Below are 12,691 nucleotides of genomic sequence, written 5' to 3' on the forward strand. Positions count from 1 at the left end.
TCATTTTAAAATTACTTAATTTTTTCTAATTTAAAAACAAACTCCCATTTCGCTGTATTGCCAGAGTAACGTCCACGATTTTCAACGACAGTTACAGTCATTTTCTTATTGATGGATGATTTAAAAGATGATAACTTAACAGTTGCATTCGTAGCTCCATCATCAGGATACTTATCTTGCTCCTGAGCTTCTGCACGCAACTTAATAGATCCATTAGAGTCTGCTTTAATTGTTACGCTTGAACCATCTGATAATTCCTTTCCGTTAACAAACCCTCCCCACCACCATTCATTTCCTACGCTGTTATTTTGGACCAATGTGGCACTTACGAAGGTTACTTTAACTTTTTGCGTCTTTCCAGCAGCTGAGATTGGTTGTCCACTTAGAACAAAAATCAAAATCAACAAAACACTAAACTTGATGAATTTCCATTTCATAGTAGTACCTCTCTATCAGTCTAATTTTTACCAATTGTAGCATTTTAAATATAATAGTTCTATAGACCCAAAAACTGTTTTTAATTTATGGAATGAGAGAGGTGAAATATTTAGAAAGATTTGTATTTATTCAGTTTCCCAGCCCATACGCTGCTTGTCCTGATATGGTAATATTTCTTATGGAGGAAATATATTTTTGGGTGTAATTATTAATTAAATAAATAGGATAATGGGTACAAAGTTCTACAAAATAAGAGGAATATCTCTCCTTTTGTCGAAATAATTAGTATCTATCTCACGGAGGGATCTTATGGCACGAAGAAAAAGTAAGGCTAAACTGGAAGAGGAGTTAATAAACGGGGTTATGGGACTTGCGTTACTAGGATCTTTGGGGGAACCTATACTTTAACGAAATCTCTGCAAGCATCTATCATTGTCACCATTCTTGTAGTTGCAGTTGTGATTGCCGCTTTAATCGCTCGTAAATTGAAGCATGAGGCACGCTTGAAAAGTTCGGGCATAGCTGAAATTGACAAGATGGAAGGTGTTCAGTTTGAACAATATCTTGGGCATCTATTCCGTTCTCAAGGATATAAGGCAGAAGTGACACAAGCAACTGGTGATTATGGAGCTGATCTAGTCTTATCAAAAGACGGCAAACGGATTGTTGTACAGGCCAAGCGCTATAGCAAGAATGTAGGTCTTAAAGCGGTACAAGAGGTTCGTGGTGCTGTTGCTCACTATAGAGCTTCTGCTGCATGGGTAGTAACGAATAGAGATTATACTGAGCAAGCATATAAACTAGCCAAATCAAATAACGTACGTCTTATCAGTCGTGACGAACTCATTGAAATGCTACTACAAATGAAAGAAAAAGTATTAGCTTCTAAAAAGACAGTAAACGCAGAGACTAGTGTATAGGTATATTCAATTACTTAAATAGCGCAGTAAGACGTATCATTTTAATGTTACATTATACATATAAAAAATATTACTAAGATGCATGAGCGCCCAATGGGGCGCGCTTTTTTAATTAGGTCAGGAAAAGTTTACTTACATGAATAGCTGGGGGTAAATATAAATAATGGGATGTAATAGTGATCCAAAGTGAGATAAAGCATATCAGATCTACAAATCAAGCAATGGAGATGTAAGAGGAACGGGCAGGATAGTTATAATTATGTAATTCTAAATATTAAATAGTCCATAATAACATTTTTGAAAAAAGTGTCGTAAAAAAAGAAACGAATATTTTCAGGGATTTTTCTTTTTTTTTACTAGAAATTACTTCTGTACCTACTTATGCGGCTGCAACAAATATCAATTATGATAATATAGAGAAGAGATTGTGAAGAATGTACTTAAAGAAACGGGCAGTTTAGTTGAAGAAAAAGCCGTTCCGTTTATGTTAGAATCTAAATGGAATACTAATCATAAGATACTTAAAAAGGTGAGGATATACGATGATTGCAAAAACAGAAGAAGATTTTAATGGTTTGAAGGAAATTGGCAAAATTGTTGCCTCCATTAGAGATGAATTGGTACAAAGAACAATTCCTGGCATAACAACGAAAGAACTTGATGATATAGCCAGGGAGTTGTTAGAAAAAGCAGATGCAGTTTCAGCCCCAAAAGGTGAATATGATTTCCCTGGCTATACTTGCATTAGTGTTAATGAAGAAGTGGCACATGGTATTCCAGGTCATCGGATTATTCATGAAGGGGATTTAGTAAATATAGATGTTTCTGGTTCCAAAAATGGGTATTTCGCAGATACAGGAATCTCGTTTGTAGTAGGCGAAGGCGAAGAAGTATTAACGAAAATATGCGACGTTGCTAAAAAGGCATTTGAAGCAGGGCTTAAGAAAGCAAAACCTGGTTCAAAAAAAAGTGGAATCGGAAAAGTAGTATTCCAAACAGCGAGAGAGAATGGATTAACGGTTATCAAAAACCTTACAGGGCATGGTATTGGACGTACAATACACGAAGCACCTGACCACATTTATAATTATAATGATACATCGGATGATGAATTATTGAAGGAGGGGATGGTTATCGCATTCGAACCATTTATCTCGACCTTTGAAGAAGAAGTATCCCAAAAAGAAGACGGTTGGACCTATGTTACAGAAAAAAGCTTTGTAGCTCAATACGAACATACAATTATTCTTACGAAGGCTGGACCGATTATTACTACATTGTAAGAGCAATAATAATTATGAAAGCATCTTAATTAAAAGGTGTTTTCATAACGTTTATAACAACTTGTACAAATAGCATTCATTAACAGTCTTTCCGACTATAATTAAGGAATGTACTTTTTTTCCTTTCTAAATAAATCCCGACTGATCTCTTTATTTCATAGATAAGTCGGGATTTTTATGTATAGAAATACCCTTATCGTTGTAAATACGCATTTTCCTGATGCTACCCGATTAAATAAAAACGATAGTCCAGAATTAACCGCATAATAATGAAGTGACCCCTTAGAGTATTAAGCTAACGGTCAGCGGTCTCGGCTCTGATCGGTTATCTGACGTCGTAAACCACTTCCCTGCGATGATGATAGATCACTAATCCCGAATTGGCTCTAGATAACACGAACAATATAAGAGGATAAGCCCCTAAGAACCACGACTGGATGAAAAATCTGGGATCGTGGTTCTTTTTTTACGCTGCTGACTATGCCATGATAGCTATGGGGGCGATGATGAATGTTTAAGGATTTCAAGCTCATTGCAGGACGACCGGTATATATACAAGTCAAAGACTATATGAAGCACTTAATTATAAAAGGGGCGCTACAAGGCGACCAGAAGCTCCCGTCCACACGCGAAATGGGTGTACTGTTGCAGGTTAGTCGTAACTCGGTAATCGCTGCTTATGAGGGACTGGAGGACGACGGGTTTGTCTATGCCGTCAAAGGGCAAGGGAACTACGTGGCCCCTTCTGCACCCGGTACGGTTAAGATCTCGTCTCGAATCATGGATTGGAAATCACATTTGAACGGCCACGCAATGCTTGCCGAAGAGCTGGATATTATGAAGCACGGTATCCGTGCGGAGAAGGGGACGATTTCTTTTACCAGTATTGCGCCTGACGAGGGATTGTTCGATCTTGACAATGTAAAGCGGGCCTTCATGGACCGTATGGCAGTGGCAGGAAATGTCCTGCTGAACTATGGCTATGCCAAGGGCTACAAGCCGTTGATTGATTATTTGCACCAATATATGGAGCACAAGGGCGTGGATATGAAGGGGAAGGATATCCTGATCACCAATGGGTTTACGGAGGGATTTAATATCGTACTATCCGCTCTGAACCGCAAGAGTGGCCATGTCCTGACCGAGAATCCTACACATCATACGGCGATCAAGAATCTCAAGCTGCATGGATTCGGGATCAAGGGTATTCCCATGGAGCGAGATGGCATTCACTTGGGAGAGCTGGAGAAAGCGTTGGATGAGGGAGAGTACGATTGTGCCTACTTCGTGCCTTCGTACCATAATCCGACGGGGATTGTTATGTCCCCTGAGAAAAGACAGGGCCTGATGAAGTTGATGGCGGGATACGATATTCCGCTCATCGAGGATGGTTTTAATGAAGAGCTACGTTATTCGGGGTCGCATGTATCGCCGCTGATTGCAACGGCCGGTGCAGGCAATAGTGTGATTTATCTCGGAAGCTTCTCCAAAGTCTTATTCCCTGGCCTTCGGGTAGGATGGGTGCTGGCTGATCGGGAACTGATTTATTACCTGGAGAGTATCAAGCGGGCGCAGACGATTCATACTTCAACCTTGGATCAATCGATTCTCTATCAATATTTGTACAATGGCAATCTGGAGAAATATTTGAAAAAGGCGAGAGCGGAATATAAACGGAAGTATGAGTTGACCTTGGCATGCTGCAAGCAGCATATTCCTTACCAAACATTGACGGGCGACGGCGGACTGCATTTGTTCGTAGCATTTGCTGAGGGCTTTAACACGAGAGAATTGCTTGCGGTGTGTCGTAATCAAGGCGTTATTTTTACGGCAGGAGAGATGTTCTATACCGATGGCGGCGGGCAGCATACGATGCGGCTAGGATTCTCCAGAGTAGCGGATGGGGATATCCGCAAGGGGATCGAGATTATAGGTGAAACAGCGCACAAATTAATGGGATGAAGGAGTGCTGATGATGAAGGTTGGCGTAATTATGGGAGGCGTTTCCTCCGAAATTGAGGTGTCGCTGAACACGGGCAGGGAGATGATGAATCATCTGGACCGTAATCAATATGAGGTGATTCCAGTTGTATTCAGTAAGCCAGAGGAGCTTGTGGAGAAGGTGAAGGGACTTGACGTTGCTCTCTTAGCTCTTCATGGGGCTTATGGCGAGGACGGGACGATACAGGGGACGCTCGAGACATTGGGCATACCCTATACAGGAAGCGGCGTGCTAGCGAGCAGCCTGTGCATGAATAAGGATTTGTCCAAAAAAATCCTCCGTTATGAAGGGGTCAACACGCCCGACTGGCTATGTTGGGACAGTCTGGAAGATTATTCTTCAGAAGCCGTTGAACGGCTAGGGTATCCAGTGATGGTGAAGCCGAATTCAGGCGGTTCCAGCATTGGGATGGAAAAGGTGAACGATGAGATGGGGTTATATAGCGCGGTGCTGAAGGCTTTTTCCAGTGACCCTGAACAGTCGATCCTGATTGAACGGTATATCGTGGGCGAGGAAATCACCTGCTCCATTCTAGATGGGGAACTCCTGCCCGTGTTAGGGATCACTTCTGCATCTTCGGAATGGTTCGATTACAGTGCCAAATATGAGGAATGCGGGGCAGATGAGGTGGTGATGGCCCTGCCGTCGGAGCTAGACCAGTTGGTTCGTAAGGCGGCAATGACCTGTTACAAAGCGTTGAAGTGCAGTGTGTATGCCCGTGTAGATATCCTATTGTTGGATGGTGTTCCTTATGTACTGGAGGTCAATACGCTGCCTGGGATGACTGCAACGAGTCTTCTTCCCAAAAGCGCCGCAGCAGCCGGACTATCGTACAGCGCGTTACTGGACCTCATTATCAGCTGCTCTCTGACGGAACGTAGCAAGAACATAACAAGGGGGTGCTAGTTCATGTTGAATAATTGGATTGCACCACGCGTACGGGACATCCCACCTTCTGGGATACGTGCTTTCTTTGACCTCAGTGCTGGAAGTCAGGATATCATCTCGCTCGGCGTAGGTGAGCCGGATTTTGTCACCCCGGAACACATCAGGGAAGCATGCGTGCAGGCGCTGAGAAAGGGAGCAACGAGTTATACGCCGAATGCGGGTTTGCCTGAACTAAGAGAAGAAATTGCTGATTATTTACGTAAAAATTTCAATCTGCACTACGATCCTGCAAGTGAGGTGCTCGTCACAGTAGGTAGTAGCGAAGCGCTAGACCTGGCGCTGCGGGCGTTCACCGGTCCAGGAGATGAAATTCTTCTTCCATCTCCTAGTTATATCGCTTACTCGCCGATCGGCTATCTGAACGGCGGTACCGTAGTGGAGGTGGAAGCGAAAGCGGAGGATGGTTTCAAGCTGACGGCAGAGGCTTTACGAAGAGTGATTACCCCGCGGTCTAAGCTGCTGATGCTGAATTATCCTAACAACCCGACAGGAGCGATCATGACTGTAGAGGACTGGCAACCGATTGCCGACATCGTTAAGGAGTACAATCTGTTAGTCATCTCTGATGAAGTCTATGCCGAGCTGACCTATGACCAGAAGCATGTCAGCATTGCCTCATTACCAGGGATGCAGGAGAGGACGATTGTACTTAGCGGGTTTTCCAAAGCGTTCGCAATGACCGGCTGGAGAATCGGCTATGTCTGCGGTCACCGCGAGCTGCTAGGGGCGATGCTAAAGATCCATCAATATACTGCCATGTGTGCTCCGGTGCTGGGACAGATTGCTGCGATAGAATCCCTACGGCATGGCCTTGAGGCTATGAATGAGATGATAGAAGTGTATCGGCAACGCCGTGAGATGCTGGTGAACGGGTTTCGTTCAATCGGGATGCCTTGCCATGTACCGGAAGGTGCATTCTATGTATTTCCGAGTATCGTTCACACGGGGCTCGACTCCGAGACGTTTGCCTTGCAGTTATTGAAAGAATCAGGTGTTGCTGTCGTACCCGGCCATGTGTTTGGTGTAGGTGGAGAGGGGCATATCCGCTGCGCCTACTCGGTATCCACGCAGAAATTATCACAGGCGTTGGAGCGGATGGAGAGCTTCATGAAGGTGAGAAAATAGTACATTCACATATTCTGGCACAGTATAGTATAAATTTAAATCTTCTTCCCCAGTCTAGTTGATGGGACTTTTTTGTTAAATATATATATTCCTCTGTACTTCTTGTTATAGATGGGTCAAGGGAATCGTTGACAAAATAGAATGTGATATTTATACTTTTGTTAAACTCTAAATAGTGGTTTATTCTTAAAAAGAAGTAAGCAGAATAGGATTGAAAATACAATAACAAGGTATCTGATCGTTTTTTTTGGTTATTTACGTAAACGTTTACGTTTCTAAATAAAATTAAGAGGAGTGGATTTAATGAAGACGAAATGGTGGCAAACAGCGGTGATTTATCAGGTCTATCCGCGCAGTTTCCAAGATAGTGATGGCGATGGCGTTGGTGATTTGAAAGGTATTATTGAGCGATTGGGTTACTTGGAACATTTGGGGATTACGGCGATTTGGCTAAGTCCGGTTTATCAATCACCTAATGATGACAATGGGTATGATATTAGCGATTATCAAGCGATTATGACGGAGTTTGGCACGATGGATGACATGGATGAACTGATTAAGCAGGCTAAAGAGCGAAACATCAAGATAATCATGGATATCGTTGTTAATCATACATCGGATGAGCATAAGTGGTTTATCGAGTCCAGTAAAAGCAAAGATAACCCATATCGAGACTATTATATCTGGAGAGATCCGGTAAATGGTGGAGTTCCTAACTCACTTGGGTCAATTTTCAGTGGTTCTGCTTGGCAATATGACGAAGCAAGCGGTCAATATTTCCTGCATCTGTTTAGTAAAAGACAGCCTGACCTAAACTGGGAGAACGAAAACGTTAGACAAGAAGTATGGGATATGATGAACTTTTGGTTGGATAAAGGTGTTGGTGGGTTCCGTTTGGACGTTATTGACTTGGTTGGTAAAATTCCAGATGAGGAAATCACGGGAAATGGTCCGAAATTGCATGAATATTTGCAAGATATGAATCGGGAAACGTTCGGTAAACATGATGTTTTGACCGTAGGAGAGACTTGGGGAGCAACGCCGGAAATTGCCAAGTTATATTCTGATCCCAACCGCAACGAGTTGTCTATGGTCTTCCAATTTGAACATGTTTCTCTAGATCAACAAGAAGGTAAAGATAAATGGGATCTTAAACCTTTACAGGTTAGTGAATTGAAAAATATCTTAAGTAAGTGGCAAACCGAATTAGGCAACGAGGGATGGAATAGTCTTTTCTGGAACAATCATGATCTACCAAGAATTGTATCCCGTTGGGGGAATGATTCCACTTATCATAGTGAGAGTGCGAAAATGTTTGCCATTTTGCTTCATTTAATGAAGGGCACGCCATACATCTATCAAGGTGAAGAAATTGGGATGACGAATTACCCTGTCAGCGATATTAGTGAAATTAATGATATCGAAAGCGTGAATATGTACCATGAACGCTTGGCGAATGGCTATAGTAAAGAAGATATTCTCGCTTCTATTAATGTAAAAGGACGCGATAATGCCCGAACGCCTATGCAATGGGACGATACAGAAAATGCCGGTTTTACAACCGGAACCCCTTGGCTGCATGTAAATCCGAATTCAAGTGAAATTAATGTGGCAGCGAATTTGGATAATCCGAATTCTATCTTTTTCTGTTATCAACAATTAATTCAGCTTAGAAAAGAGAACCCAATTGTCGTATGGGGTGACTTTGAATTAGTAACGGAAGTTCCTGAGCAAGTCTTTATGTATTTAAGACGTTACGAAGGCCAAACTTGGGTGGTTGTTGCGAACTTTGGGGAAGAGAAGGTATCTCTAGAGCTACCGAGTCTTGGACAAAGTGACGATGTAATCATCAGTAACTATGAAAGATCATCGGTTAACTTTAATCAACTCGCTTTAAAACCCTATGAAGCTTTTGCTGTGAAAGTCTGAAAAATTGCATCAACGATCATAAATAATGCTTGAGTTGAATCAATATTTAATGAAGCTAGCCTACAGTAGGTATCAAATGCTGTAGGCTATTTTTTATATTATGACCTAAGGGGCAGACTAGAATGGAATCAACATAACTGGATAAGACTTAGTCCATGGATGGTTCATCTGAAAGTTCATTGAATAGCTGTCGCCTCGAAGTATACGGATATTGAAGATGCATTAGCATGAGCAGTAGCATCATGGGGGATATATAATGAAGCCAATTATCTAAGCCACTTATAAGCACTGTGTCATAGGAATATAATCAATTGTGGACATAAGAATACAACTTTGATGGATACCGTATTCTTTCAGGATATGAAACTTTTGACGTAAACTGATGTATTATATATGTAATGTAACTCTTTTCGAGGAGGCTTATGATGGGGATTTTATCAAGATTTAAAGATATTATGGCAAGCAATATGAACGCTTTACTGGATAAGGCAGAAGATCCTGAGAAGATGATTGATGATTACATGCGTCAGTTAAACAGCGACATGGGTAAGGTCAAAGCAGAGACAGCTTCGGTGCTCTCAGATGAGAGAAGAGCGAAGAGAGTGCTTGATGAATGCAGTGCAGAGATTAGAAAGCTGCTTAATTATGCTGAGAAGGCCGTAGAATCAGGCGATGAGGAGAATGCTCTAAAATTTCTCGAGAGAAAGGCAATTCAGGTAGAGAAACTGAACCAATTACAAGTCGCATATGATACTGCTTATGCTAATGCCTTGAGCATGAAGCAAATGCAGGAGAAAATTGTGTTAGATATGGGTCACTTGGAAGGACGACGACTTCATCTTAAGGGTAAAATAGCTGCAACTAAAGCACAGCAAAAAAATACTAGCAGCGCCTCCGTACTCGATGCCATGGAAGAGAAGATTAATCTTGCCTATGATGAAGCTGTGGCTCTAGCTGAGCTTAGGGCAGAACCCAAGGATGATCTTGATGATCTGATCGCACAATTAGAGAAGAGTACGAATACGAATCCAGAAGATGAGTTATCTGCAATGAAAGATCAAATAAAGAATAAGGAATAACATTTTCTGGGTGATAGAGGTGAGTAAATGCAGGTTATTGATTACAAATGTCCAAATTGCGGGAGTAGCATGGTCTTTGATAGTGAGACAGGAATGCTATCTTGTCATAGCTGCGGAAGGAAAGACGATATAGAACAATTTCCTGATCCTCTGAGAGAAAATGTTTTTTCAGAAGATGAGGTTGTGGAGTATCATTGCAACAGCTGTGGAGCAATCATTATGACGGAATCCGAGACGAGTGCAACGGTGTGTAGCTTTTGTGGTGCAGCGGTTGTACTTGGCGATCGACTGACAGGGACACTTGCTCCGGCGAAAGTCATACCCTTTTCTATTAGTAAGGAAAAAGCGATGGATGCCTTTCAGAAATGGTGCAGGAATGGTCGTCTGACGCCTAATGGGTTCATGACAGCGGATCGAATCAAAGGAATAACAGGCTTATATGTGCCCTTCTGGTTATTTGAATTACATAATAAAATTGAAGTTCATGGTCTTGGTACGAAGGTGAGAACCTACAGAAGAGGTGATTATCAGTATACGGAAACGCAGCATTTCGATGTATACCGGAAGATCGACCTGAATTATGTACAGGTACCAATCGATGCTGCTGAGAAAATGAATGATGAACTGATGGATAAATTAGAGCCTTTTCCTTACGATCAGCTAAAAAGTTTTAAAACGGCATATCTCGCCGGCTACATCGCGGAAAAATACAGTTATAATGACGAGGAGCTTTACCCAAGGGCAAAAGAAAAAGTGAGTGCATACATTAATTCTTCTATTCAGTCTGCGATGAGTGGGTATTCCACCATGAGCTATACCAACAAGCAAATTGATACAAGATTACAACATGCAGATTATGTTCTGCTTCCGGTATGGGTTGTTCATTATGACTATAATAAGTCGGAGCATACGTTTGCGATGAATGGCCAGACGGGTAAGGTAGTTGGTAAGCCTCCAATTAGTATGGCGAAAGTGTCGGCATGGTTTGCAAGTATCACGGGTGCTTCCTTCATTTCACTGAAGTTAATAGCTTTGATGATGGGGGGAGGATTATGGTGATGAAGAAAAGAAACATCTTGGCTATCTTGTTCTTTATCGCAGTATATCTAGCAGTGCCCATGGAGATGAGCCTGGCTTCAGCAGAATTGAAAACACTAATATATGATGAAGCGGGTCTACTGAATAAGGAAGAGTATAATGAGCTTAATGTGATGGCTAATGAATATAGTGCCAAGAGAGAAACGGATATTATCATTTTAACTTCTACCAATGACGATAATATAGATGTTATGAAAATGACGGAAGATTTCTATGATGAGAAGGCACCTGGATATGATAAGCCTAATGGTAATACAGTTATATTGACCATGGACATGAGAAATAGAGATTTCTATTTGGCTGGATTCTATAAAGGTAAGGAGTACTTAGATGAAGGTAGGCTCAATAAGATAAACGACAAGATTACCCCGGATTTAGCGAATGGTGATTACAGACTTGCATTTCAGAAGTATATTCAAACGGCGTATAAATATATGGGGTTTCGCCCAGGTGTAAATCCGGACAACATATTATTTAATGGGTGGTTTCAATTGGCTGTTTCGCTGGGGATCGGGGGAATTATCGTGGGTACGATGGCTTATCGTTCAGGTGGTCGCGTGACGGTAAATCGACAGACCTACGAGGATGCCAGTACGTCAGGAATCTTGGAACGCCAGGACACGTACATGCGAACAACGACAACGAAACGGAAGATCGAAAAGAATAATAGCGGCGGCTCAGGCGGCGGAGGCGGTGGGACCACTGGTGGTGGCCATTCGCATAGTGGTAGTAGAGGATCATTTTAAATAGAAGGGATGATTAAACAATGGGGTTCTTCAAAAATCAATTTGCTAATGTTGTGGAATGGGAAGAATTTAGAGATGATATGATTTTTTGGAAGTGGAGCAACCGCGAGGTTAAAAAAGGAAGTAAGTTAATTATCCGCTCTGGTCAAGACGCTATTTTCGTAAATAACGGCAAGATCGAAGGGATATTTGAGGATGAAGGGGAATTCAACATTGATTCAGACATCATCCCGTTCTTATCGACGTTAAAAGGATTTAAATTTGGCTTTAACAGCGGGATGAGGGTGGAAGTCTTATTCGTTAATACGAAGGAATTCACCGTCAAATGGGGGACGCAAAATCCGATTCTGATCCCGACTCCACAGCTTCCAGGCGGTATGCCTATTCGAGCCAACGGTACATTCAATTTCAAAGTGAATGATTACGTTACGCTGATCGATAAGATAGCGGGTATGCGCAATAGTTATCTTGTTGAGGATATTAAAATAAGAATTACTTCTGTATTAGACCAGTTATTAATGAAATGGATTAGCAGAGAAGGAAAAGACATGTTTGATTTACAAGCGAATGCCTCGGATATTGCCAAAGGTATTCGCGAGGATTTAGATATGCAGGTCATGGACAACGGGATGACGATTACAGGGTTTCAAGTGATGAGCTTTAATTATCCTAAAGAAATTCAAGATATGATTACGAAAACAGCTTCCCACGAAATGATTGGTAACTTGCAAAAGTATCAACAGGTTAGCATGACAGATGGTATTGCATCCGGCAAAGTACAAGGCGGAGGTGCTGCTTCGGATATGGCGGGTATGATGATGGGTATGAACATGGCTAATGAAATGATGAAGAATATGAATCAGAACCAGAAGCCATCCTCTGAAAATCAGCAACCTAGGCCTGCTTCTCCCTCTTCTGAAGAGCATAAGAAGCCCAACTTCTGCCCGAATTGCGGTTCGAAAACTGAAGGGGCTAATTTCTGTCCAAATTGTGGTCAGAAGTTGTAATAGCCATTAGGTAATGAAGTAAGAAAGAACCCGCTCAAGTGATATGCTCCCCTTATAGTAGACAGAAAAAAGCAAGCCGATTAATCTGTCTATTATGGAGGGGATTTTTTTATGGG

The 12,691-nt window shown here is 41.9% G+C and carries 11 protein-coding genes; 10 read left to right on the forward strand and 1 reads right to left on the reverse strand.

Going from position 1 to position 12,691, the window contains the following annotated elements; translation table 11 throughout:
• Positions 1 to 11 precede the first annotated feature (11 nt).
• Positions 12 to 437 (reverse strand): hypothetical protein, encoded by a 426-nt coding sequence (locus PBAT_RS17670; protein ID WP_068651377.1) that lies wholly within the window; start codon positions 435 to 437, stop codon positions 12 to 14.
• 459 nt (positions 438 to 896) lie between these two features.
• On the opposite strand from PBAT_RS17670, the gene PBAT_RS17675 reads away from it, so the two are divergent.
• The 10 genes from PBAT_RS17675 (at position 897) to PBAT_RS17720 (ending at position 12,575) form a co-directional block, all read left to right on the forward strand.
• Complete coding sequence (locus PBAT_RS17675; protein WP_246168669.1) at positions 897 to 1,358, forward strand: restriction endonuclease; 462 nt, start codon at positions 897 to 899, stop codon at positions 1,356 to 1,358.
• A 542-nt stretch (positions 1,359 to 1,900) separates the two neighbouring features.
• Positions 1,901 to 2,641, forward strand: coding sequence for a type I methionyl aminopeptidase (map, locus tag PBAT_RS17680; protein ID WP_068651381.1), 741 nt, complete (start codon positions 1,901 to 1,903; stop codon positions 2,639 to 2,641).
• A gap of 510 nt (positions 2,642 to 3,151) precedes the next feature.
• Complete coding sequence (locus tag PBAT_RS17685; protein ID WP_068651383.1) at positions 3,152 to 4,603, forward strand: aminotransferase-like domain-containing protein; 1,452 nt, start codon at positions 3,152 to 3,154, stop codon at positions 4,601 to 4,603.
• A 13-nt stretch (positions 4,604 to 4,616) separates the two neighbouring features.
• Complete coding sequence (locus PBAT_RS17690; RefSeq protein WP_068651384.1) at positions 4,617 to 5,549, forward strand: D-alanine--D-alanine ligase; 933 nt, start codon at positions 4,617 to 4,619, stop codon at positions 5,547 to 5,549.
• Positions 5,550 to 5,552: 3 nt separating this feature from the next.
• A complete protein-coding gene (locus tag PBAT_RS17695; protein ID WP_068651385.1) occupies positions 5,553 to 6,716 on the forward strand; it encodes a pyridoxal phosphate-dependent aminotransferase in 1,164 nt (387 codons plus the stop codon).
• Between the two features lie 303 nt (positions 6,717 to 7,019).
• The gene (locus PBAT_RS17700; protein WP_068651386.1) at positions 7,020 to 8,645 is read left to right on the forward strand and encodes a glycoside hydrolase family 13 protein; all 1,626 of its coding nucleotides are present in this window, start codon (positions 7,020 to 7,022) and stop codon (positions 8,643 to 8,645) included.
• A 425-nt stretch (positions 8,646 to 9,070) separates the two neighbouring features.
• A complete protein-coding gene (locus tag PBAT_RS17705) occupies positions 9,071 to 9,724 on the forward strand; it encodes a PspA/IM30 family protein (RefSeq protein WP_188017021.1) in 654 nt (217 codons plus the stop codon).
• A gap of 27 nt (positions 9,725 to 9,751) precedes the next feature.
• Positions 9,752 to 10,783 (forward strand): TFIIB-type zinc ribbon-containing protein, encoded by a 1,032-nt coding sequence (locus tag PBAT_RS17710; protein WP_068651391.1) that lies wholly within the window; start codon positions 9,752 to 9,754, stop codon positions 10,781 to 10,783.
• The gene (locus PBAT_RS17715) at positions 10,783 to 11,568 is read left to right on the forward strand and encodes a TPM domain-containing protein (protein WP_084403179.1); all 786 of its coding nucleotides are present in this window, start codon (positions 10,783 to 10,785) and stop codon (positions 11,566 to 11,568) included. The genes PBAT_RS17710 and PBAT_RS17715 overlap by 1 nt, the downstream gene beginning before the upstream one ends.
• A gap of 20 nt (positions 11,569 to 11,588) precedes the next feature.
• Positions 11,589 to 12,575, forward strand: a complete 987-nt coding sequence (locus tag PBAT_RS17720) for an SPFH domain-containing protein (protein WP_068651393.1) — start codon at positions 11,589 to 11,591, stop codon at positions 12,573 to 12,575.
• The last annotated feature ends 116 nt before the right edge of the window (positions 12,576 to 12,691 follow it).

Source organism: Paenibacillus antarcticus (assembly GCF_001637225.1).
Lineage (GTDB): Bacteria > Bacillota > Bacilli > Paenibacillales > Paenibacillaceae > Paenibacillus_AQ > Paenibacillus_AQ antarcticus.